Source organism: Stenotrophomonas sp. NLF4-10, from assembly GCF_022359915.1.
GTDB lineage: Bacteria > Pseudomonadota > Gammaproteobacteria > Xanthomonadales > Xanthomonadaceae > Stenotrophomonas > Stenotrophomonas daejeonensis.
The window spans coordinates 3,397,663-3,420,152 of the sequence record NZ_JAKSEE010000003.1; the positions used below are offsets into that span (position 1 = coordinate 3,397,663).

Consider the following 22,490-nt stretch of genomic DNA (forward strand, 5'->3'; position numbering starts at 1 on the left):
GCGGGCTTTCGCCCGCCGTCGCGCTGGTTCACGATGCCGCCGGATTACGGCTTCGGTGCGGCTTCGGCCTTGGCGATCATGTCTTCCACCGAGGCGGTGGTGATCGGGTGGTAGCCGGGCCGGGCCTTGGCGAACGCGTCCTTGGCGAAGGCCAGGCCTTCCGAGGTCTTCAGCAGTTCGGCGTAGATCGGCAGGATCAGCTTGCGGCGGCCGACGCGCTGGATGAACTCGCCGGCCGCGGCCTGCGCCTCGCCGTAGCCGCTGCGGATCGCCAGCGGGTACCAGCGCATCGCGATCTCGCCGTTGGCGGTGCCGGTGAAGTGGTAGGCCTTGTCCAGTTGCGCCAGCTTCTCCACCGGCACGGTCTTGCCGAGGCCATCGATGAAGCGCACCCATTCCTGCGTGCTCCACTGCCCGGTCACCTGGTTGCTGGGCAGGCTGTCGCTGCCGAGGAAGGCGATGCGCGCGGTATCGACCACGGCGAAGCCGCGCGAACGGGCCTTCGGCGCGAACGCAGGGATGCCCGGCTCGTCCAGCCACGCGTGCAGTTCGGCCTCGGTCACCGCGGTCGGGTTCTTCGGCAGCAGGTTCTGCTTCAGGTAGTCGACGAACTGGTCGGTGTTGGCACTCTGGAAGGCGTGGTCGTCGAACCAGCCGCGCAGGAACGGGTCGAACACCTCGCGGCCGAAGCGCTGCTCCAGGAACTGCAGGAACCACGCTCCCTTGACGTAGGCCACGTTGCTCAGCGCCTCGTCCGGGTCGCGCTCGGTCAGCGGCGGCAGCGCCAGCGCCTGGTCGGCCGGGCTCATCTCCTTCACCTCGGCCAGCAGGTCGGTCTGGTCGATCTCGCGCTCCATCTCGGCCGCCTCCTGCCCGTACAGCGCCTCGGTGATGCGCGCCTGCACGTAGGTGGTGAAGCCCTCGTTGAGCCAGATGTCCTTCCAGCTGGCGTTGGTGACCAGGTTGCCCGACCAGCTGTGCGCCAGCTCGTGCGCGACCAGCGAGACCAGCGACTTGTCGCCGACGATCACGGTCGGGGTGGCGAAGGTCAGGCGCGGGTTCTCCATGCCGCCGAACGGGAACGACGGCGGCAGCACCAGCATGTCGTAACGGCCCCAGCGGTAGTCGCCGTACAGCTTCTCGGCGGCGCCGATCATCTTCTCGGTGTCCTCGAACTCCTTGGCGGCCTTGTTGACCATCGCCGGCTCGGCCCACACGCCCGAGCGCTGCGAGATCGGTTCGAACACCAGGTCGCCGGCGGCGATCGCCAGCAGGTAGGACGGGATCGGCTGCGGCATCTTGAAGCTGTAGTCGCCGTCGCGCGCGGCCTTCGGATCGTTGTCGGCGCTCATCAGCACCATCACGTCCGGGCGGCTGGTGACGTGCGCTTCATAGGTGAAGCGCACGCTCGGGGTGTCCTGCAGCGGCACCCACGAACGGGCGTGGATCGCCTGCGACTGGCTGAACATGAAGGGCAGCTTCTTGCCCTCGGTCATCGACGGCTCCAGCCATTGCAGGCCCGAAGCGGTCGGCGCGGTGTGGTAGGTGATGCGCACGCTGGCCGGCTGCTGCGGCGCCTCGATGCCCAGCCTGCTGCCGAACACCTTGTCGGCCGGCGCCAGCTCGAACTGCAGCGGCGTGGCGGCGCCGTCGGCGGCCAGCGCCTCGACCTTCTCGATGGTCAGCTCGCGGGTGTCCAGCACCAGCTGTTTGGCGTCCTTGTCCTTCCACTCCAGCGCATAGGTGGCGGTACCGCCGATCTGCTTCTGGTCGAAATCGACGTTCAGTTCCAGCGCCAGGTCCTTGACGACCACCTTGTCCGGCTCGGCGTAGGAGCTCTCGTCGTGGCTGCGGCTGACGGTGTTCACGGCGGCGGCGGGCTTCTCGGCAACGGGATCGGCGACGGGGGCGGCGGGCTCCTTGGCGCAGCCGGCGACGAGCGCAACGGCCAAGGGAAGCATCAGGAAGGGTGAACGCATGGGGTTACCTCTGGAAAACGGAGAAACGGAAACAGCGTGCCGGCCAGCGGCCGGCACCTGCAACTAGAGCCTGTAGCCGGAATGGATGGCGACGATGCCGGCGCTGAGGTTCTTGTAGTGGCAACGGCCGAAGCCGGCCTCGCCCATCATCGCCTTCAGCTCTTCCTGCGGCGGATGCTTGCGGATGCTCTCGGCCAGGTACTGGTAGCTGTCGCCATCACCGCGCGCGAACAGCTTGCCCAGCTTCGGCAGCACTTTGAACGAGTGGAAGTCGTAGATCGGCTTGAACCAGTCGGCGGTGACCTCGGAGAACTCCAGCACCCGCGCCTGCCCGCCGACCTTCAGCACGCGGTACATCTCGCGCAGCGCGGCGTCCTTGTCGGTGACGTTGCGCAGGCCGAAGGAAATGGTCACCAGGTCGAAGCTCTGGTCCGGGAACGGCAGCGCCTCGGCATTGCACTGCACCCACTCGAAGCCGGAAACATGGCCGCGATTGGTCAGCCGGTCGCGGCCCACCGACAGCATGCCGGCGTTGATGTCGCCCAGCACCACGCTGCCCTCGGCGCCCAGCCGTTCCTTGAGCAGCACCGCGATGTCGCCGGTGCCGCCGGCCAGGTCGAGCACGCGGTCGCCCGGTTTGACCTGCGCGGTGGCGACGAAATAGCGCTTCCACAACCGATGGATGCCCAGGCTCATCAGGTCGTTCATCAGGTCGTAGTTGTCGGCCACCGAGGTGAACACCTGGCCGACCAGCTTCTGCTTGTCCTTGGCCGGCACGTCGCGGAAGCCGAAATGGGTGGTGCCGCTCTTGTAGGGGGATTCGCTCATGCGCCGGATTATCGCACCGACGGGCCGGCCATGCCCTGCGCGCCTATCATGGCCGCATGACCCCGAAGGAACCGGCCATGATCACCACCCCCGACTACCGCGCCCTGCTCGACACCGCCATCGCCGAGGCCCGCCAGGGCCTGGCCGAGGGCGGCATCCCGATCGGCGCGGCGCTGTACCACGCCGACGGCCGCCTGCTCGGCTGCGGCCACAACCGCCGCGTGCAGGAAGGCGACCCGTCGATCCACGGCGAGACCGACGCCTTCCGCAAGGCCGGCCGCCAGCGCGGCTACCGCGACACCATCATGGTCACCACCTTGGCGCCATGCTGGTACTGCTCCGGGCTGGTGCGGCAGTTCAACATCGGCACCGTGGTGGTCGGCGAATCGGTGACCTTCGGCGGCGGCATCGACTGGCTGCGCGAGAACGGCGTCAACGTCATCGACCTGAATGATGAGCGCTGCATCGGCATGATGCGCGAGTTCATCGCCACCCAGCCGGAGCTGTGGAACGAGGACATCGGCGAGTAAACCGTCCCTGCCCCGAAACCTCGAACGCCGGGCGTCATGCCCGGCGTTCGAGGTTCAAGCGATCATGCGGAATGCTCAGCCTTCCGCGCTGCCACCTTCGACCGGCAGGCGCTTGCGGTTGAACACCCGCTGCACCACCACGAAGAACAGCGGGATGAAGAACAGGCCCAGCGTGGTGCCGGCGATCATGCCGCCGAGCACGCCGGTGCCGATGGCGCGCTGCGCGCCCGAGCCGGCGCCGGAGGCGATCGCCAGCGGCAGCACGCCCAGGCCGAAGGCCAGCGAGGTCATCACGATCGGGCGCAGGCGGTCGCGCACCGCGTGCATGGTCGCCTCGATCACGCCGGCGCCCTTCTCCAGGTTCTCCTTGGCGAACTCGACGATCAGGATCGCGTTCTTCGAGGTCAGGCCCACCGTGGTCAGCATCGCCACCTGGAAATAGACGTCGCGCTCCATGCCGCGGAAGGTATTGGCCAGCACCGCGCCGAGGATGCCCAGCGGCGCCACCAGCAGCACCGCGGTCGGCACGCTCCAGCTCTCGTACAGCGCGGCCAGGCACAGGAACACGATCAGCAGCGACAGCGTGTACAGCAGCGGCGTCTGCGCGCCGGCTTCACGTTCCTGGTAGGACACCGCGGTCCACTCGATGCTGAAGCCCGGCGGCAGCTGCTTGGCCAGCCGCTCCACTTCCAGCATCGCGTCGCCCGAGGCCACGCCCGGCGCCGCCTCGCCCTGGATTTCCAGCGCCGACACGCCGTTGTAGCGCTCCAGCCGCGGCGAGCCGTAGTCCCAGCGCTGGCTGGCGAAGGCCGAGAACGGCACCATCTCGCCGGCACCGTTCTTCACCGTCCACAGGTTGAAGTCCTCCGGGTTCATGCGGAAGCCATCGTCGGCCTGCACGTAGACGCGCTTGACCCGGCCGCGGTCGATGAAGTCGTCGACGTAGCTCGACCCCCACGCGGTGGCCAGCGTGCTGTTGATCGCATCCAGCGACAGGCCATGCGCGCCGGCCTTGGCCACGTCGATGTCCAGGCGCAGCTGCGGGGTGTCGTCCAGGCCGTTGGGGCGGACGTTGGCCAGCTTGCCGCTCTGTCCGGCCATGCCCAGCAGCTGGTTGCGCGCGTCGACCAGCGCTTCGTGGCCCTGCCCGGAGTTGTCCTTCAGGAAGAAGGTGTAGCCCGAGGCGATGCCCAGCTCCGGCATCGCCGGCGGCGGGAAGGCGAAGATGAAGGCGTCCTTGATCTGGCCCAGCGCCATCATCGCGCGGCCGGTGATCGGGCCCACGCCCTGGTCCGCGGTGCGCTCGTCCCAGTCCTTGAGCTTGACGAAGGCCATGCCCGAGTTCTGGCCCATGCCGGCGAAGCTGAAGCCCTGCACCGAGAACACCGATTCCACCGCGTCCTTCTCGTTCTGCAGGAAGTGGTCCTCCAGCTTGTAGATCGACTCCAGCGTGCGCTCCTGGGTGGCGCCGACCGGTGCGTTGACCAACGCCATCAGGATGCCCTGGTCCTCGTTGGGCAGGAACGAGCTGGGCAGGCGCACGAACAGCAGGCCCATCGCCACCGCCAGCGCCGCGAACACCGCCATGAAGCGGCCCGGGCGGGCGAGGATGCCGCGCACGCCGCGCTGGTAGCTGCTGCTGGAACGGTCGAAACCGTTGTTGAACCAAGTGAAGAAGCGGCCGGCCGGGCCGCGGTGGGCGACGTGGTGCTCGCCCTTCTTCAGCGGCTTGAGCATGGTCGCGCACAGCGCCGGGGTCAGCACGATCGCCACCAGCACCGACAGCGCCATCGCCGAGACGATGGTCGCCGAGAACTGGCGGTAGATCACGCCGGTGGAGCCGGACATGAACGCCATCGGCACGAACACCGCCGACAGCACCAGGCCGATGCCGACCAGCGCGCCGGTGATCTGGCCCATCGACTTGCGCGTGGCCTCCAGCGGCGACAGCCCTTCCTCGGACATGATGCGCTCGACGTTCTCCACCACCACGATGGCGTCGTCCACCAGCAGGCCGATCGCCAGCACCATCGCGAACATGGTCAGCATGTTGATCGAGAAGCCCAGCGCGGCAAGGATGCCGAAGGTGCCCAGCAGCACCACCGGCACCGCGATCGTCGGGATCAGCGTGGCGCGGAAGTTCTGCAGGAACAGGTACATCACCAGGAACACCAGCACGATGGCCTCGACCAGGGTCTCGACCACGCCCTCGATCGACACCTTCACGAACGGGGTGGTGTCGTAGGGGATCACCGCCTTCAGCCCGCGCGGGTAGTTGGCGCTCAGCTCGTCCAGGGTCTTCCTGACGCCCTCGGCGGTGTCCAGCGCATTGGCGCCGGTGGCCAGGGTGATGGCCAGGCCCGAGGCCGGCTTGCCGTTGTAGCGGGTGACGAAGTCGTAGGTCTCCGCGCCCAGCTCGACCCGCGCCACGTCGCCCAGCTTCAGCATGGAGCCGTCGGCCTCGGTGCGCACCACGATGTCGCGGAACTGCTCCGGCGTCTGCAGGCGGTCCTGCGCGTTGATGGTGGCGTTGAGCTGCTGGCCCTTGACCGCCGGCGCACCGCCCAGCTGGCCGACCGCGACCTGCGCGTTCTGCGCGCGGACCGCGGCGGTGATCTCGTCGACCGACACCTTGTAGGTCTGCAGCTTGTTCGGGTCCAGCCAGATGCGCATGGCGTACTTGCCGCCGAACACCTCGATGCTGCCCACGCCCGGCACCCGGCTCAGCGGGTCCAGCACGTTGGAGCCGACGTAGTCGGAGATGTCGGTGGCGTCCATGCTGCCGTCCTCGGAGACGAAGCCGACCACCTGCAGGAAGCCGCTGGAGGACTTGGCCACGTTGATGCCCTGGCGCTGCACTTCCTGCGGCAGCAGCGGCATGGCCAGCTGCAGCTTGTTCTGCACCTGCACCTGGGCGATGTCCGGGTTGGTGCCGCTGGCGAAGGTCAGGGTGATGCTGGCCTGGCCGTTGGAGGAGCTGTTGGACGAGAAGTAGATCAGGCCGTCCAGGCCCTTCATGTTCTGCTCGATGATCTGCGTCACCGAGTCCTCGACCACCTTGGCCGAGGCGCCGGGGTAGCTGGCGCTGATCGACACCGCGGGCGGGGCGACCTCGGGGTACATCGAGATCGGCAGCTTGAGCATGGCCAGCGCGCCGGCCAGCATGATGATGATGGCGATGACCCACGCGAAGATGGGCCGGTCGATGAAGAAGCGTGCCATGTGCGCCCCCGCTTACTGCTTGGCCGCCGGCGCGGCCGGCGTGGCGGCTTCGGCACCCTTCTCGGTGGCCTGCACCGGCATGCCGGGGCCGATCTTCTGCAGGCCCTCGACGATCACCTTGTCGCCAGCCGCCAGCCCGTCCTCCACCAGCCACTTGTCGCCGACCGTGCGGCTGACCGCGACCTGGCGCAGCGCCACCTTGCCCTCTCCGTCCACCACCATCGCGCTGGTGTTGCCGCGGGCGTCACGGGCGATGCCCTGCATCGGCACCAGCAGCCCGTCCTGGCGCACGCCGCTGCCGACCACCGCGCGCACGAACATGCCCGGCATCAGCACCTGCCCGGGGTTGTCCACGCGCACGCGCAGGCCGTAGCTGCCGGTGCCCGGGTCGACGCTGACCTCGGAGAACTCCAGCGTGCCCTTGTGGGCGAACGGGGTGCCGTCCTCCAGCAGGATGTCCACCGGCTGCTCGCCGTTGCCCTGCAGGCGGCCGGCATCCAGCTCGCGGCGCAGCTGCAGCAGTTCGGCCGAGGACTGGGTGACGTCGATGTAGATCGGGTCGAGCTGGTGGATGGTGGCCAGCGGCTCGGCCTGCCCGGCGCTGACCAGCGCGCCCTGGGTGACGCTGGACTTGCCGATGCGACCGGCGATCGGCGCGGTGATGCGCGCGTAGCCCAGGGTCACGTTGGCCGCGTCCAGCGCCGCGCGCGCGGCGCCGACGTCGGCCTCGGCCTGCTTCCACGCGGCCTGCGCGTTCTCGTCGTCCTGCATGCTGATCGCCTTGACCTTCACCAGCTCGGCGCTGCGGCGCGCGGCCAGCCGCGCGGCAGTGGCGCTGGCCTCGGCACGGGCCAGCTGCGCGCGGGCGCTGTTGGCCTGGGCGCGGTAGGCGGCGTCGTCCAGCTGGTACAGCGGCTGGCCCTGCGTGACCAGCGCGCCCTCGGTGAACAGCCGCTTGGCAACGATGCCGCTGACCTGCGGCCGCACCTCGGCCACCTGGTAGCCGGTGGCGCGGCCGACCAGCTCGCGGGTCAGGGTGACCGGCTCGGCCTTCAGGGTGACCACGGTGACCTGCCCGGGCCCGCCCTGCGGCGGGGCCTCGCCGCCCTTGCAGGCGGCAAGCGCGACGGTGAGTGCAAGGGACAGCGCGACGAGGCGGCGGTTGCGGATCGAGGTCATGGTGGGGCTCGGCGGGAAGGGGAAACGCTCGCGGGACGAGGCGGCATCGTGCCATCGGCACCGTGCCGGACGCGTTACGGCCAATGGCCCGGACGGCCACCGCGCGCATGACACCACATCCTGCGGAGCAAGCGCGGAAATATACATACATGCAAGACTGTTTGTAAACAATTATGATGGCGGCCGGGTTTGATCCAGCGACTTGCACGGGTAACGCGGCAATGGCCAGAAAAACCAGAGAAGAGGCCCTCGCCACCCGCGAGGGCATCCTTGACGCGGCGCTGGCCTGCTTCCACGAGCACGGCGTGGCCGGCACCTCGCTGGCCGCCATCGGCGAGCGCGCCGGCTACACCCGCGGCGCGGTCTACTGGCACTTCAAGAACAAGACCGAGGTGCTGGAGGCGATGATCCGGCGCAAGCACCTGCCGTTCCTCGAACGGCTGCGCCGCACCGCCTCGCCCCGCCGCAGTACGCCCATCCTCGACCTGCGCTCGGTGATGCTGGTGTCGATCAACGAGCTGGCCACCGACGCGCAGCTGCGCTCGATGATGGAGATCATGCTGCGCAACGACCCTTCCGCCGAAAGCCAGGCCATCCGCCGGCTGCAGCACGAAGGCACCGCCGAGGAACTGGCGATCTTCCGCAGCGCCTTCGCCCGCGCGCGCGAACTGGGGCAGCTGCGCGACGGCGTCGACCCGGCCACGCCGGCCCGCGTGCTCCATGCCTGCCTGACCGGCGTGCTGTGCAGCGGCATGATGGAGCCGGAGCACTTCACGCTGGAACGCGAGGCGCCCGAGGCCATCGACGCGCTGTTCAGCTGGTACGTGAAGCCCGGCCTGTTCGTCCCCGGCGCACCACCCTCGCCGCTGCCGGACGACGAAGCCGGCTGAAGCCTGAAGACGGTCGCGGCGGCGCCTCAAGCATCGCCCGCGGCGGCCGATACCCGCGGGCGACCGGCATGGGCCGGGTAGTCAGCAGGCAACGGAAAACAATGGATATCCAGAGGTACGACCACGATCACCGGCAGATCCTCGGCCAGATCGAATCGCTGCGCGCACTGTCGCGTGCAGGCATACGCGAGAACGCCGAAGCCATCGGCGAGCTCATCACCAGTACCGCCAGCCAGATCAAGTTCCACCTGGCCGCCGAGGACCAGGTGCTGTACCCGTCGCTGGCGCGCTGCGGCAAGCCGGAGATCGCCGCGATGAGCGAGCGCTACCGCAAGGAGATGCAGGGGCTGGCCAAGGCCTTCGCCGGCTTCGTGCAGCAGTGGCGGGTGCCGTCGCGGCTGGCGGCCGACCCCGAGGGCTTCCGCCGCGACGCCAACACCGTGCTGCGCGCGCTGTTCGAGCGCCTGCAGCGCGAGAACGTCGAGTTGTACCCGGCCGCACGCAGGGCCTGAGCCCCTGCCGGCAACACCATGCGGGGCATGCCCCGCATGGTGTCCCACCTGAAAAGACTCGATACGGGAGAACCCACGCGGCAAACCGTAGCTGCGGGGCTTGCCCCGCAGAGGGCATCCGCATGGTTACAGGATGTAACGACTCAGATCCGGATCCTGCACCAGCTCACCCAGATGCTTGTCGACGTAATCGCTGTCGATGGCGAGGGTTTCGCCACCACGATCCGGCGCTTCGTAGCTGAGCGAATCCAGCAGTCGCTCCAGCACGGTATGCAGGCGACGGGCGCCGATGTTCTCCTGCCGCTCGTTGACCTGCGCGGCGATCTCGGCCAACCGGTCCACCGCGTCGGCGGTGAAGCCCATCTTGACGCCCTCGGTCGCCAGCAATGCTTCGTACTGCTTGGTCAGCGCCGCCTTCGGTTCGGTGAGGATGCGCACGAAGTCGGCCTTGCTCAGCGCGCCCAGTTCGACGCGGATCGGAAAGCGGCCCTGCAACTCGGGAATCAAATCGCTGGGCTTGGCCAGGTGGAACGCACCGGAGGCGATGAACAGGATGTGGTCGGTCTTGACCGTGCCGTACTTGGTGCTGACGTTGCTGCCTTCCACCAGCGGCAACAGGTCGCGCTGCACGCCTTCGCGCGAAACATCACCGCCACCGACGTTGTCGCCACGCTTGGCGACCTTGTCGATCTCGTCGATGAACACGATGCCGTGCTGCTCGCAGGCCTCGATCGCGGCGGTGCGGATATCGTCTTCGTTGACCAGCTTGCCGGCCTCTTCCTCCACCAGCAGCGGGCGCGCGGCCTTGATCGTCAGCGTACGCTTGTTCGACTTGCCGCCGCCGAGGTTGGCGAACATCGACTTCAGCTGCTGGCCCATTTCCTCCATGCCCGGCGGGGTCATGATGTCCATGCTGACGTTGGCGGCGATTTCCAGTTCGATCTCGCGCTCGTCCAGTTCGCCGTTGCGCAGCATGCGGCGGAACTTGATGCGGGTGTCGTTGTCGGCGGCCGACGGCTCGTTGCGCGCGGCTTCCGCATCGAAGCCGATGCCGGCACTGCGGCGCGGCAGCAGCGCGTCGAGGATGCGGTCCTCGGCCTTCTCCTCGGCCTGCGTGCGCACGCGCACCTTGGCCTGCTCGCGATAGAGCTTGACCGCGGTGTCGGCCAGGTCACGGATGATCTGTTCCACGTCCTTGCCGACGTAGCCGACCTCGGTGAAGCGCGTGGCCTCGACCTTCACGAATGGCGCGTTGGCCAGCGTCGCCAGACGCCGCGCGATCTCGGTCTTGCCGACGCCGGTGGGGCCGATCATCAGGATGTTCTTGGGCATCACCTCGTTGCGCAGTTCCTCGGGCAGCTGCATGCGCCGCCAGCGGTTGCGCAGAGCGATGGCGACCGCGCGCTTGGCGTCGTGCTGGCCGACGATGTGGCGGTCCAGCTCCTGCACGATCTCGCGCGGGGTCATGGTGGCGGAGGAGGTTTCGATCTTGTGGGTCATGGGGTTTCCCGAGGGGCAGGAACGAGTGGAGAGGAACGAGGAACGAGTAAAGGCGAGGAGCAGGAACGCCGTGGCTTCACCACTCGTTCCTCGTTCCTCTCCACTCGTTCCTCAAAGCTCCTCCACCACCACGTTGCGGTTGGTATAGATGCAGATGCCGCCGGCGATGTTGATCGCCTCGGTCGCCACCGCCTTCGCGTCCAGTTCGGTGTGCGCCAGCAGCGCGCGCGCCGCGCTCAGTGCGTAGGAGCCGCCGGAACCGATCGCGATGATGCCGTCCTCCGGCTCGATCACATCGCCCGTGCCGCTGATGATCAGCGAGGTTTCCCGGTCGGCTACCGCCAGCAATGCTTCGAGCTTGCCGAGGCGGCGTTCGGTGCGCCAATCCTTGGCCAGTTCCACCGCGGCGCGCTGCAACTGGCCGTGCTTTTCGAGTTTTGCCTCGAACAGTTCGAACAGGGTGAACGCATCGGCGGCGGCGCCGGCGAAACCGGCCAGCACCTGGCCGTCGCGGCCGAGCCGACGCACCTTGCGCGCGTTGCCCTTCATCACCGTGTGGCCGAGCGTGACCTGGCCGTCGCCGGCGATCGCCACGTGCTCGCCGCGGCGCACGCAGCAGATGGTGGTGGCGTGGAAAACATTCGGGTTCTGGCTGGGGTCCATCGGGCATCTCCGGGGTGTCCCGGAAACAATGGGGACGCCACCGGGTGGTTCAAGCGCCGCGTCCCGCACGGTGGCGCCTGATTCAGGTCAAACCGGCGCTCCAACGCACCCACCTTGGTGTGTTCCGCCGCATGTCCGGCATCGTCCTGCCGGCCACGGGCATGTCCCGCTTCGGCCGCTCAATCCACCCGGTCGGCGCGGCAGAAGTAACAGCCGTAGCGGGCATTGTGCAGGTGCACGTAGGCGACGCTGTGGTCATCCAACTGCGCGTGCAGCCAGCCGGCGACCTGCGTGCCGTCCATCACTTCGGCGGCGACGATGCAGTCGTCATGGTCATAGGCGCGCAGCGAGATCAGCCGCCGCGCGACATAGGGCGGCACCTCGTCGATGGCCAGCCGCGCCGGCACCGCATCGCGACGGATGAAGACCGGCCCGCTGGCGCGGTAGGGCGATGCCGCCGGCTGGTGCCAGTACGGCAACAGCAGCAATTCCTCGCCGACGGCGGCATCGCGCAGGCTGACGCGGCACGGGAAACCACGCTCGCTGTCCGCAACGCGGCGCGCCGCGCCGTGTGCGGCCAGTCCCGCAGCGTCGAGATCGAACAGCGCTTGCAGGGGTCCGGGGTCGATGCCGGAAAGCAGGAAACTGGCCATGACGCACGCGGTGGGAAGCGAACGGGTGTGCAGCATGCGGCCCGTACAGCGCATCTGCCGGCCATATCCGGACACCGCTGTGGGCAGCCACCCGCATGCAGTGGATTGCGGCCCGCTCTCAGCGCCCGCGGGCCTCGATCATCTTCCAGCCGTTGCCGGAGGGATCGCGAAAACCGGCATCCACGGCGCCGTAGCGTTCCATCGGTTCCTGGGTGAATTCCACCCCGCGCGCCTTCAGTTCCTGATAGGCGGCGTGGCAATCGTTCACGGCGAGCACCAGCGGCGGCATCGCGCCCTTGGCGACCATCTGCTGCAGGGTCCGCGCGGTGTCCGCGTCGTGCACCGGCGGCCCGGGCCGGAACAGGCCCAGCTGGAATGCCGCCTGCCCGCTGGCCTGCACGGTCAACCAGCGGTAGTCGCCATTGCGCACGTCGGTGTGCAGCTGGAAACCCAGTTTCCCGACGTAGAAATCGAGTGCCTCGTCCTGGTCGCGCACGTACAGGCCGACCACGTTCACATCACCAATCATTTGGGACCTCCATCGAATGAGCGTCCACGGTAGCAACGGCAGTGCGGCGGCGCTTCTCCGAAACTGCGCTGTTCAAGTCCGGCCGGTGGACGGCGCGGGCGATGCACTCGGGCAACCGGTCGCGCGCCTGTGCGGCCGAGCGTTCGCGCGCGCGGACGTTGCCGGGGCTGTCGCCGGTGATGTCACGGAAAATGCGCCCGAACGTACCTAGGCTGCGCCAGCCGGTGCACAGCGCGATCTCGGTGACCGAAAGTTCGGTGTCGCGCATCAGTGCGACCGCCCGCTCGATCCGGCGGCTGAGCAGGTAGCGGTGCGGCGGCATGCCGAAGGCGGCCTTGAAGGAACGCGCGAAATGCGCCGGCGACACCGCGCTGACCCGCGCCAACCGCGCAACCGGCCACGCCTCATGGCAGGCGCCGTCCATGCGGTCCTTGGCCCGCAGCAGGCGTCGCAGCAGTTCGGGGCTCTGGTTCATGCGCGTCCTCGCGTCGCTTCCGCGGAGCGGGTGCCACGGATCGGGGCAGGTGCCCATCCACGGTACGCCTGCCCGAAACGGTTTTCCTCAGGCGTCGCGGAAACGCCGCAGCCCTGCCGCCAGCGCCTCGCCCATCATGCGCAGGAACAGGGTGCCCATGCCGGGGTAGAAGCGGTTGGGATCGTGGCTGCCGACGGCGATCAGGCCGATGCCGGGCAGCGGCAGCAGCGCGGTGGAGGCCACTTCGCCGATGCGCTCGGCATACAGCACCTCGTTCTTCTCCGGCTGCAGGCGGCCGCAGATCGGCTCGCCGTCCTGCAGGCAGTCGTGGAACGGCGCCAGCTTCGGATCGCCCGCGGCGATGACCTGCAACCACGGCGCCTGTTCCAGTTCCGGCACCGGCTGCAGGCTGACGATGCGCACCAGGTCACCGGCGAAGTCCTCTTCCAGCGACGCGGCCATCGCCCGCAGCGTGTCGGCGGCGCTGGTCTGGCGCATCAGCGCCAGGGTCAGCTGGTGGGTACGCACCGCCAGCCGTTCGTTGACCTGCGCGTTGGCCGCCAGCTCGGCCAGCCGCCGCGACAGCTCGCGGTTCTTGTCGCGCAGCACTTCCAGCTGGTAGCTGGCCAACGAGGCGGTGGGGCCGTCGTCGCGCGGCACCACCAGGGTCAGCGCCAGGTCGGGGAACTGCTTGAGGAACCCCGGGTGGCGGCGCAGCCACGCCGCGATTTCATGGGCGCCGGTCTTTTCCAGCGAATCGTTCATGCCGTCCACTCTCCATCGAACACGAAAGCCGTCGGGCCGGACATGACGATTTCCGCACCGTCGTCCGGCCACTGGATGCGCAGGTCGCCGCCCGGCAGCGAGATCACCGCGTCGCGGCGCAGGCGGCCGCGCTGCATCAGCACCACCGCGGCGGCACAGGCGCCGCTGCCGCAGGCCAGGGTTTCGCCGACGCCACGCTCGAACACGCGCAGCCGCGCACGCCCCTCGTCTAGCACCTGGGCGAAGCCGACGTTCACCGATTCCGGGAACGTCGCATGCTGCTGCAGCAGCGGCCCCAGCCGTTCCACCGGCGCCGCGTCGAGCAGCCCCACCTCAAGCACCGCGTGCGGGTTGCCCATCGACACCGCGCCGAAGCGCAGGCTCTCGCCCTGCAGCGGCAGCGCGTATTCCTCGCGCGCATGCGGGAAGCCGGCCAGCGGGATCCGCTCCGGCGCGAACTCGGGCCTGCCCATCGCCACCGCATAATGGCCGCCGCCCAGCCGCTGCACCGCATGGCTGCGCAGCGGGCTGTCGATCACGAAGGCATCGCCGTGCACGGCGCCGTCGCGCACCAGCCACGCCGCCACGCAGCGCGCGCCGTTGCCGCATTGCTGCGAGGTGGAGCCATCGGAATTCCAGATGCGGTAGGCGGCCACCGCCGCTTCGCTGCGCGGCGGCTCGATGGTCAGGATCTGGTCGCAGCCCACGCCGCGGTGGCGGTCGGCCAGCTGCGCGGCCAGCGCCGCGTCCGGCGGCGGCGTGCCATCGCGCAGGTCCAGCACGACGAAGTCGTTGCCGGCGCCATGCATCTTGGTGAAACGCAGCCGCGGCTCAACCATTGTCGTCGGCGGCGGGCTGCGCTTCCGTGTCCTGCACCGGTTGCATGTTGGCGGCCGGCGCGTCATGCGCCGGCACGACTTCCTGCTCTTCCACCGGCACCGGCTTCTGCGGCATCACCAGCGGCCCCTTGTTGCCGCAGGCGGTGAGGACCAGCAGCGCGCAGGCGGCTGCAACGAGCATCGGGAAGCGGGGCATTTTGTTCATCGCCGAAGTATAGCCATTCACGGATGAAGCCCGATTTCCCCATAGGCCTAGCAATGCCCGGCGTGGGCTTCGTCGGGAAAGCCTCTGCGGGGCAAGCCCCGCAGCTACGAGAATATCGGCCCGCTTGATTCTCGTGGATGCCGGGCTTGCCCGGCATGGGGTTTCACCGGGAATGCCCCTGCGGGGCAAGCCCCGCAGCTACGGTACAGGCGGCGGCAGCGGCCGCATCCACAGCCAGATGCAGACGCAGGCCATGCTGCCGATCGAGAACCATTTCACCCAGGCCAGCGGCACGCACCAGAGCATGATCAACGCGCACAGCGCCATCGTCGCGGTGGCCATCCACTTGGCCTTGCGGCTGACCGCGCCGTGGCGCTGCCAGTTGACGATCAGCGGGCCGAACTGCGGGTGGGCCAGCAGCCAGCGGTGCAGGCGCTCGGAGCCGTGCGAGGCGGCCCATGCCGAAATCAGCACGAACACGGTGGTCGGCAGCCCCGGCACGAAGATGCCGACGATGCCGATGCCGAGGCTGACGTAGGCCAGCAGCCACCATGCCCAGCGGAAACGTGTCGGTCGTGTCATGGAAAGTTGATGGGAAGATATGGCCCCTCTCCCGCCGGGAGAGGGGTTGGGGTGAGGGGCAACGGAGTCCCGATGGTTCAAGCATCATGGACTACGTTCGCCCCTCATCCGCCCTTTGGGCACCTGCATTCGGCACATCCCTGTGCCTCACCCTGCGGGCGGCTTCGCCGTGCAGCTCGGCAACCCTGCCACGCTGTCTCCCAAAGGGAGAAGGAATGGCAAGTCACCTCACCCCGAGCTGGTCCAGCACGAAGGCGAACGACTCGGCCTGTTCCTTGTAACGCTGGAAGCGCCCGGACTTGCCGCCGTGGCCGGCCTCCATGTTGGTGCGGAACACGATCGGGTGGATGCCGGTGTTGACGTCGCGCAGCCTTGCCACCCACTTGGCCGGTTCCCAGTACTGCACCTGCGAATCCCACAGGCCGGTGCCGACGAACAGCGCCGGGTAGGCCTGCGCGGTGACGTTGTCGTAGGGCGAATACTTGAGCATGTAGTCGTAGTACGTCTTCTGCTCCGGGTTGCCCCACTCGTCATATTCGTTGGTGGTCAGCGGGATGCTGGCGTCGAGCATGGTGGTAACCACATCGACGAACGGCACCTGCGCCACCATCACCCGGTAGTCGCCCGGTGCCTGGTTGGCCACCGCGCCCATCAGCAGGCCGCCGGCGCTGCCGCCCGAGGCCGCCACCCGGTCCTTCGCCGCGTAGCCCTGCGCCACCAGCGCGCGGGTGACGTCGATGAAGTCGTTGAAGGTGTTCTGCTTGTGGAGCAGCTTGCCGTCCTCGTACCAGCCGCGGCCCATTTCCTCGCCGCCGCGGATGTGGGCGATGGCGTAGACCATGCCGCGGTCGAGCAGGCTGACCACGCTCTGGTTGAAGCCGGGGTCCATCGACATGCCGTAGCTGCCGTAGGCGTACTGGTACAGCGCGGCGCTGCCGTCCTTGCTGAAGCCCTTCCTGTAGACCAGCGACACCGGCACGCGGGCGCCGTCGCGCGCGTCCACCCAGACGCGTTCGGTGACGTACTGCGAGGCGTCGTAGCCGATCACCGGCTGCTGCTTGAGCTGGCGGCGCTCGCCGGTCCTGACGTTGAGCTCGTAGGTGGTGGCCGGGGTGGTCAGCGAGGTGTAGCCATAGCGCAGCCAATCGGTATCGGGTTCAGCGTTGATCGACAGGCCCATCGAATAGGCCGGCTCGTCGGCCTTGACGAACTCGCTGCGCCCGTCGGCGAACAGCAGGCGCACGCGCTCCAGCGCCTCAGCACGTTCGGCGATGGCGGTGTAGCCGTCGAACAGCTCGAAGCCTTCCACCAGCACCTGCGGGTCGTGCGCCACCCAGTCCTGCCATTGCCTGCGGCTGGTTGCGCCTTCCGGCGCGGTGACCAGCTTGAAGTTCTTCGCGCCGTCGGCGTTGGTGCGGATCACCCAGCGGCCGTCGAAGTGGTCGGCGTCGTATTCCACGTCGCGCTCGCGCGGCGCCAGCACGGTGAATTCACCCGGATTTGCCGCCGGGGTATAGCGCAGTTCCGAGGACACCGTGCTTTCCACTCCGATGGTGATGTAGCGGTCGTCGCGGGTGCGGCCGATGCCCATGTAGAAGCTGTCGTCGTGCTCCTCGTAGACCAGCGCATCACTGCTGGCCGGGGTGCCGAGCACGTGCTTCTTCACCCGCACGGTGAGCAGGGTTTCCGGGTCGTTCTCGACGTAGAACAGGGTGCGGTTGTCGTCGGCCCAGACCACGTTCGCCGACACGCCCTCGATCACGTCGTCCAGCAGCCTGCCGGTTTCCAGGTCCTTGAAGCGGATGACGTACTGGCGGCGGCCGACGGCGTCCTCGGCCCAGGCCAGCAGGCGGTTGTCCTGGCTCACCTCCATGTCGCCGACGCTGAAGTAGCCCTTGCCCTCGGCCATCGGGTTGAGGTCGAGCAGCACCTCCTCCGGCGCCTGCATGTCGCCCTTGCGGCGGGCATGGATCGGGTAGTCCTTGCCGGTCTCGTAGCGGGTGTAATACCAGTAGCCGCGCTCGCGGTAGGGCACGCTGGCGTCGTCCTGCTTGATGCGGCCGACGATCTCGCCGTAGAGCTTTTCCTGCAGCGGCTTGAGCGGCGCCATCAGCGCGTCGGTGTAGGCGTTCTCGGCGTCGAGGTAGGCCAGCATGGCCTTGTCCTCGCGGGTGTCGTCGCGCAGCCAATAGTACTCGTCCTGGCGCTCGGCGCCGAACGGCGCGGTGACCGTGTGCGGGCGCTTCTCGACATCCGGGGGAACGGGCTGGGCGGCGGCGGTATTCATCATCAGGCTGGCAATCAACAGGCTAAGGGTGGGTTTCATGGCGGAACTCCGTGAAGGACGACAGTGTGCCCGAGACAGCCGACTCGTTGTAGGAGCGACGCGAGTCGCGACGAGGCTTTGCCGGGAAGGCCTCGTCGCGACTCGCGTCGCTCCTACAATGGCGTCATGAATGCCTACAGCCGCCGCAGCCGCGAGATCGCCCCGTTCCACGTCATGTCGCTGCTGGCCCGCGCCAACGCGCTGGAGCAGGCCGGCTTCGACGTGATCCACCTGGAGATCGGCGAGCCGGACTTCACCACCGCCGATCCCATCGTCCGCGCCGGGCAGGCCGCGCTGGCCGCTGGCCATACCCGCTACACCGCCGCGCGCGGGCTGCCGGCATTGCGCGAGGCCATCGCCGGCTTCTACCGCGACCGCTACCGGCTGGACATCGACCCCGAGCGCATCCTGGTCACCCCCGGCGGCTCGGGCGCGTTGCTGCTGGCTTCCAGCCTGCTGGTGGACCCCGGCCGGCACTGGCTGCTGGCCGACCCCGGCTACCCCTGCAACCGCCATTTCCTGCGGCTGGTGGAAGGCGCCGCGCAGCTGGTACCGGTCGGCCCGGACAGCGGCTACCAGCTCACGCCCACTGCCGTGGCGGCGTACTGGAACGCTGACAGCGTCGGCGCGCTGCTGGCCTCGCCGGCCAATCCCACCGGCACCACGCTCGCGCGCGCGGAACTGGCCGCGCTGTCGCAGGCGGTGCGGGCGCGCGGCGGGCACCTGGTGGTGGACGAGATCTACCACGGCCTGACCTACGGGCTGGACGCGCCCAGCGTGCTGGAGGTCGATGACGGGGCCTTCGTGCTGAACAGCTTCTCCAAGTACTTCGGCATGACCGGCTGGCGGCTGGGCTGGCTGGTGGCGCCACCGGCGGCGGTGCCGGAGTTGGAAAAGCTGGCGCAGAACCTCTACATCAGCGCGCCGTCGATGGCCCAGCACGCCGCGCTGGCCTGCTTCGAGCCCGGAACCATCGCCATTTTCGAACAGCGCCGCGGGCAGTTCCGCCAGCGCCGCGACTACCTGCTGCCGGCGCTGCGCGAACTCGGCTTCCGCATCGACGTGGAGCCGCAGGGTGCGTTCTACCTGTATTGCGACGTGGGCGCATTCACCGACGACGCGCAGGCGTTCTGCGCGCATTTCCTCGAAACCGAGCACGTGGCGTTCACGCCGGGGCTGGACTTCGGCAATCACCGCGCCAACCAGCACGTGCGCATCGCCTATACGCAGGACGTGGCGCGGTTGCGGGAGGCGGTGGCACGGATCGCGCGCGGGCTGGAAAGCTGGGCCAGCCGCCCCCGGTAGCGCAGGGGGCATTCGCCCACCGGACGTAGGTCGGGGCTACGCCCCGACGGCTGTGTGCACGAAGCGTCGGGGGCGTGGCCCCGACCTACCCGGCATTCGCACGGTCTTGCCGAAGGTTCATGAGGTTGCCGGCCAGCGGCCGGCACCACCGGAAACGACAACGCCGCCTTCCGGCGGCGTTGCGTCATCCGACATGCGGCTTACTTGCCGCCCAGTTGCTCCCACAGGAAGCCGTAGGCCAGCGCCGACATGTGCGCGGCCTGCGCGTTGTTGGCCGCACCGCCGTGGCCGCCCTCGATGTTCTCGTAGTAGGTCACGTCCTTGCCGGCGTCGATCATCTTCGCCGCCATCTTGCGGGCGTGGCCCGGGTGCACGCGGTCGTCGCGGGTGGAGGTGGTGAACAGCACCGGCGGATAGTCCTTGCCCGCGTCGAACAGGTGGTACGGCGAGAAGGTCTTGATGAACTCCCAGTCGGCCGTGTCCGGGTTGCCGTACTCGGCCATCCACGAGGCCCCGGCCAGCAGGTGGCTGTAGCGCTTCATGTCCAGCAGCGGCACCTGCACCACCACCGCGCCGAACAGCTCGGGGTACTGGGTCAGCATGTTGCCGGTGAGCAGGCCGCCGTTGCTGCCGCCCTGCACGCCCAGGTGCTTGGCCGAGGTGATGTTGCGCGCGACCAGGTCCTGCGCCACCGCGGCCATGTCCTCGTAGGCCTTGTGGCGGTTCTGCTTCAGCGCGGCCTGGTGCCAGCGCGGGCCGTACTCGCCGCCGCCGCGAATGTTGGCGACCACATAGACGCCGCCCTTGTCCAGCCAGGCGCGGCCCATGCCGCCGGAATAGCCCGGGGTCAGCGAAATCTCGAAGCCGCCATAGCCGTACAGCAGGGTCGGGTTGGAGCCGTCCAGCTTCATCGCCTTGTCATGCACCACGAAGTACGGCACGCGGGTGCCATCCTTGCTGGTGGCGAAATGCTGCTCGATCACCTTGCCGCTGGCGTCGAAGAACGCCGGCATGGTCTTGAGCACCTCCGGCTGCTGGCCGACCTCGGCCAGCGCCAGCGTGGTCGGGGTCAGGTAGTCGGTGACCGTCATCCACAGCGCGTCGCTTTCGTCCGGGTCCACCGCACCGACGCCAATCGTGCCGAACGCCGGCGCGCCGACGAACTCACTGCGCTTCCACTGCCCATCGGCATGGGTCAGCACGCTCAGGCGGTTCTTGACGTCGTCCAGCACGTTCAGCACCACGTGGTTCTTCGTCCACGCCACGCCGGCCAGCGAGGTGGTGTCGGTCGGCGCGAACAACACGTCGAACGCGCGCTTGCCGGCCATGAAGTCGTCGAACCTGGTCGCCAGCAGCGAGCCGGCGGCGTAGGTCGTGCCGCCCACGGTCCACGGCTCGCGCAGTTCCAGGGTCAGCCACTCGCGGCGCACGCCCTTCTCGGCCGAGTTCGGCGCATCGACCTTGGTCAGCTTGCCGTCGGCGCCGATCAGGAACAGCTCGTTGTTGTAGAAGGCGATGGTGCGGCTGACGAAGTCGCGCTCGAAGCCGGGGGTGTCGTCGTGCATCGCCGCGATGTACATGTCCTCCGGCGTGCCTTCGTACACCGGGGTGGCCGCCGCCATCGGCGTGCCGCGCTTCCAGCGCTTGACCACGCGCGGGTAGCCGGAGGTGGTCATCGAGCCGTCGCCGAAATCGGTATAGACGAACACGTTGTCCTGGTCGATCCAGCCCAGCCCGCCCTTGGCCTCGGGGCGGAAGAAGCCGTCCTCGATCCACGTCTTCCTCGACAGGTCGAACTCGCGGGTGACGTCGGCATCGGCGCCGCCGCGCGACAGCGCGATCAGGCAGCGGGTGTATTCCGGGCGCAGGCAGTTGGCGCCGTGCCACACCCAGTTCTCGCCCTCGGCCTTGTTCAGCGCGTCCAGGTCGAGCACGGTTTCCCACAGCGGCTCGGCCTTGCGGTATTCCACCAGCGTGGTGCGGCGCCAGACGCCGCGCTCGTGCTGCTTGTCCTTCCAGAAGTTGTAGTAATAGTCGCCGATCTTCTGCACGCCCGGGATCTTGGCGTCCGAATCCAGCACCTCGCGGATGCCGGCCTCCATCTGCCTGAACTGCGCGCTCTGCGCCAGCCGCGCCTCGGCCTTGGCGTTCTGTTCCTTCACCCACGCCAGCGGCTTGTCGCCGGTGACGTCCTCCAGCCAGGCATAGGGATCCTGCGCCTCGTCAGCGGCCATGACGGCCCCGGACAAGCCAGCGGAAATCAGGCCCGCGGCGAGGCAGGCGGTAGTGAATCGGGACATGGCGGCTCCATACGGTCACAGGCCGCGCACGCTAGCACAGGCCGGGGCCGTGCTTCCCCTGTCGAAGGTCAGGCAGCCTGCTGCCAGCGCGCCCGCAGCGGGCGGCGGGCGCGTCGCGCCTGCGGGCCACGACGGCGCACGGCCGGTCGTTTGCGCCACGCCGCCGGCAGGCGGAAGCGATGCAGCGCCCACCACGCGCTCAGCGGCATGCCCACCAGCCACAGCGGCAGCCAGCCCAGCCACGCGCTGCTGCCGCGCAGGGCCGGCCACACCAGCACCAGTGCGATGCCGGCCAGGGCCAGCTGCCTGACGCAGCGCAGCACGCGCGGATCGGGGGTTTCGACGGCACTGCGGCGGGACGATTCAGCCATGACACGCTCCGGTAACGGGTTCGGCCCCATGCTGCCGGCGCCACATCTCACAGGCTGCGACCAGCCGTTGACGTTTCCATCGCCGCCCACCGAACATGCTGGCACCACCACCACCGCCACGGCGCTCCGCCCCGCAATGCAATCGATCACCGCGTTCCTGCCCGCCCTGCTGTTGAGCTTGACCCTGCCGCTGGCGCCAGCCCACGCGCAGGAAGCGCCCCCGGCAACACCGCAGGCGCAGGAGGGCATCGCCGAGGGCGCCATCGACCTGCAACGCTTCATGGGCCGCTGGTACGTGATTGGCCGGGTGCCCAACTTCGTCGAGCGCGGCCACGTCGCCAGCACCAACACCTACAGCCTGCGCGGCGAGGACAAGGTCGCCATCCGCTACCAGTACCGCGAGGGCTTCGGCGAGCAGGAAGAAGAGCTGCAGCTGCGCGCCTCGGTGGACGAGGACAGCGGCAACCGCCGCTGGCGCACCTGGTTCTACAGGATCGTGCCGACCCGCACCCGCATCCTGGAAGTGGCGCCGGACTACTCATGGGCGCTGATTGGTTACCCCGGCCGCGAGATGGCGTGGATCTTCGCGCGCGAGCCGGACATGGACGCCACCCTGTACCGGCAGCTGGCATTGCGGCTGCGCGACCGCTACGAGGTCAACACCGACAAGCTCAAGCGCGTGCCGCAGCACCCCGGGCAGGTCGGCAAGCTCGGCTTCGAAGTTCCCAACCGCAACTGAGCCGCCCCGTCCCGCCGAATCGGGCGGGTTTGACCTGCGTCAATCGCCGCCCGCCGACGGCGGCCTAGCATGGGTGCCCTTCGACAGGGACAACGCCA

21 protein-coding genes are annotated in these 22,490 nt (G+C 68.6%); 5 read left to right on the top strand and 16 right to left on the bottom strand.

Going from position 1 to position 22,490, the window contains the following annotated elements:
• Positions 1–44: 44 nt before the first annotated feature.
• Both MIC98_RS16120 and ubiE read right to left on the bottom strand, forming a co-directional pair.
• Entirely contained in the window at positions 45–1,979 is a 1,935-nt protein-coding gene (locus tag MIC98_RS16120) for a M1 family metallopeptidase (protein ID WP_239737847.1), read from the bottom strand.
• A 63-nt stretch (positions 1,980–2,042) separates the two neighbouring features.
• Positions 2,043–2,807: a bifunctional demethylmenaquinone methyltransferase/2-methoxy-6-polyprenyl-1,4-benzoquinol methylase UbiE gene (ubiE, locus tag MIC98_RS16125; protein ID WP_239737848.1), complete on the bottom strand. Its 765-nt coding sequence runs from the start codon at positions 2,805–2,807 to the stop codon at positions 2,043–2,045.
• A 77-nt stretch (positions 2,808–2,884) separates the two neighbouring features.
• On the opposite strand from ubiE, the gene MIC98_RS16130 reads away from it, so the two are divergent.
• Positions 2,885–3,337 (top strand): nucleoside deaminase, encoded by a 453-nt coding sequence (locus MIC98_RS16130; protein WP_239737849.1) that lies wholly within the window; start codon positions 2,885–2,887, stop codon positions 3,335–3,337.
• Positions 3,338–3,412: 75 nt separating this feature from the next.
• Here the strand turns inward: MIC98_RS16130 and smeE are convergent, their stop codons facing one another.
• Together smeE and MIC98_RS16140 are read right to left on the bottom strand one after the other, a co-directional pair.
• A complete protein-coding gene (gene smeE / locus MIC98_RS16135; protein ID WP_239737850.1) occupies positions 3,413–6,559 on the bottom strand; it encodes a multidrug efflux RND transporter permease subunit SmeE in 3,147 nt (1,048 codons plus the stop codon).
• Positions 6,560–6,571: 12 nt separating this feature from the next.
• Positions 6,572–7,738 carry an efflux RND transporter periplasmic adaptor subunit gene (locus tag MIC98_RS16140; RefSeq protein WP_239737851.1) on the bottom strand — a complete coding sequence of 389 codons (1,167 nt, stop codon included), beginning with the start codon at positions 7,736–7,738 and terminating at the stop codon, positions 6,572–6,574.
• A gap of 221 nt (positions 7,739–7,959) precedes the next feature.
• Here MIC98_RS16140 and MIC98_RS16145 point away from each other — a divergent pair, with 221 nt between their 5' ends.
• Both MIC98_RS16145 and MIC98_RS16150 read left to right on the top strand, forming a co-directional pair.
• Positions 7,960–8,628, top strand: a complete 669-nt coding sequence (locus MIC98_RS16145) for a TetR family transcriptional regulator (protein ID WP_057641375.1) — start codon at positions 7,960–7,962, stop codon at positions 8,626–8,628.
• Positions 8,629–8,729: 101 nt separating this feature from the next.
• Positions 8,730–9,140, top strand: coding sequence for a hemerythrin domain-containing protein (locus MIC98_RS16150; protein WP_057641374.1), 411 nt, complete (start codon positions 8,730–8,732; stop codon positions 9,138–9,140).
• A gap of 126 nt (positions 9,141–9,266) precedes the next feature.
• On the opposite strand, the gene hslU is transcribed toward MIC98_RS16150, so the two are convergent.
• From hslU to MIC98_RS16200, 10 genes are all read right to left on the bottom strand, one after another.
• Positions 9,267–10,640 carry an ATP-dependent protease ATPase subunit HslU gene (gene hslU / locus MIC98_RS16155; RefSeq protein WP_239737852.1) on the bottom strand — a complete coding sequence of 458 codons (1,374 nt, stop codon included), beginning with the start codon at positions 10,638–10,640 and terminating at the stop codon, positions 9,267–9,269.
• 111 nt (positions 10,641–10,751) lie between these two features.
• Positions 10,752–11,303: an ATP-dependent protease subunit HslV gene (gene hslV, locus MIC98_RS16160; protein WP_057641372.1), complete on the bottom strand. Its 552-nt coding sequence runs from the start codon at positions 11,301–11,303 to the stop codon at positions 10,752–10,754.
• 179 nt (positions 11,304–11,482) lie between these two features.
• A complete protein-coding gene (locus MIC98_RS16165) occupies positions 11,483–11,956 on the bottom strand; it encodes a DUF1203 domain-containing protein (protein ID WP_057641371.1) in 474 nt (157 codons plus the stop codon).
• Between the two features lie 118 nt (positions 11,957–12,074).
• Positions 12,075–12,485: a VOC family protein gene (locus MIC98_RS16170; RefSeq protein WP_239737853.1), complete on the bottom strand. Its 411-nt coding sequence runs from the start codon at positions 12,483–12,485 to the stop codon at positions 12,075–12,077.
• Positions 12,475–12,960 carry a helix-turn-helix transcriptional regulator gene (locus MIC98_RS16175; protein ID WP_239737854.1) on the bottom strand — a complete coding sequence of 162 codons (486 nt, stop codon included), beginning with the start codon at positions 12,958–12,960 and terminating at the stop codon, positions 12,475–12,477. The genes MIC98_RS16170 and MIC98_RS16175 overlap by 11 nt, the downstream gene beginning before the upstream one ends.
• A gap of 87 nt (positions 12,961–13,047) precedes the next feature.
• A complete protein-coding gene (locus MIC98_RS16180) occupies positions 13,048–13,725 on the bottom strand; it encodes a DUF484 family protein (protein ID WP_239737855.1) in 678 nt (225 codons plus the stop codon).
• Positions 13,722–14,564, bottom strand: a complete 843-nt coding sequence (dapF, locus tag MIC98_RS16185; RefSeq protein ID WP_239737856.1) for a diaminopimelate epimerase — start codon at positions 14,562–14,564, stop codon at positions 13,722–13,724. The genes MIC98_RS16180 and dapF overlap by 4 nt, the downstream gene beginning before the upstream one ends.
• Positions 14,557–14,769, bottom strand: a complete 213-nt coding sequence (locus tag MIC98_RS16190) for a lipoprotein (RefSeq protein ID WP_239737857.1) — start codon at positions 14,767–14,769, stop codon at positions 14,557–14,559. Before MIC98_RS16190 ends, dapF begins: the two co-directional genes overlap by 8 nt.
• A gap of 198 nt (positions 14,770–14,967) precedes the next feature.
• Positions 14,968–15,351: a YbaN family protein gene (locus tag MIC98_RS16195; protein ID WP_239737858.1), complete on the bottom strand. Its 384-nt coding sequence runs from the start codon at positions 15,349–15,351 to the stop codon at positions 14,968–14,970.
• Between the two features lie 223 nt (positions 15,352–15,574).
• The gene (locus MIC98_RS16200; RefSeq protein ID WP_239737859.1) at positions 15,575–17,677 is read right to left on the bottom strand and encodes a S9 family peptidase; all 2,103 of its coding nucleotides are present in this window, start codon (positions 17,675–17,677) and stop codon (positions 15,575–15,577) included.
• A gap of 126 nt (positions 17,678–17,803) precedes the next feature.
• Between MIC98_RS16200 and MIC98_RS16205 the strand changes: the two genes are divergently transcribed.
• Positions 17,804–18,982, top strand: a complete 1,179-nt coding sequence (locus tag MIC98_RS16205) for a pyridoxal phosphate-dependent aminotransferase (RefSeq protein WP_239737860.1) — start codon at positions 17,804–17,806, stop codon at positions 18,980–18,982.
• A gap of 200 nt (positions 18,983–19,182) precedes the next feature.
• On the opposite strand, the gene MIC98_RS16210 is transcribed toward MIC98_RS16205, so the two are convergent.
• Both MIC98_RS16210 and MIC98_RS16215 read right to left on the bottom strand, forming a co-directional pair.
• The gene (locus MIC98_RS16210) at positions 19,183–21,282 is read right to left on the bottom strand and encodes a prolyl oligopeptidase family serine peptidase (RefSeq protein WP_239737861.1); all 2,100 of its coding nucleotides are present in this window, start codon (positions 21,280–21,282) and stop codon (positions 19,183–19,185) included.
• A gap of 68 nt (positions 21,283–21,350) precedes the next feature.
• The gene (locus MIC98_RS16215) at positions 21,351–21,653 is read right to left on the bottom strand and encodes a hypothetical protein (protein WP_239737862.1); all 303 of its coding nucleotides are present in this window, start codon (positions 21,651–21,653) and stop codon (positions 21,351–21,353) included.
• A 136-nt stretch (positions 21,654–21,789) separates the two neighbouring features.
• Between MIC98_RS16215 and MIC98_RS16220 the strand changes: the two genes are divergently transcribed.
• Positions 21,790–22,392, top strand: coding sequence for a lipocalin family protein (locus MIC98_RS16220; RefSeq protein WP_239737863.1), 603 nt, complete (start codon positions 21,790–21,792; stop codon positions 22,390–22,392).
• Positions 22,393–22,490: the final 98 nt, after the last annotated feature.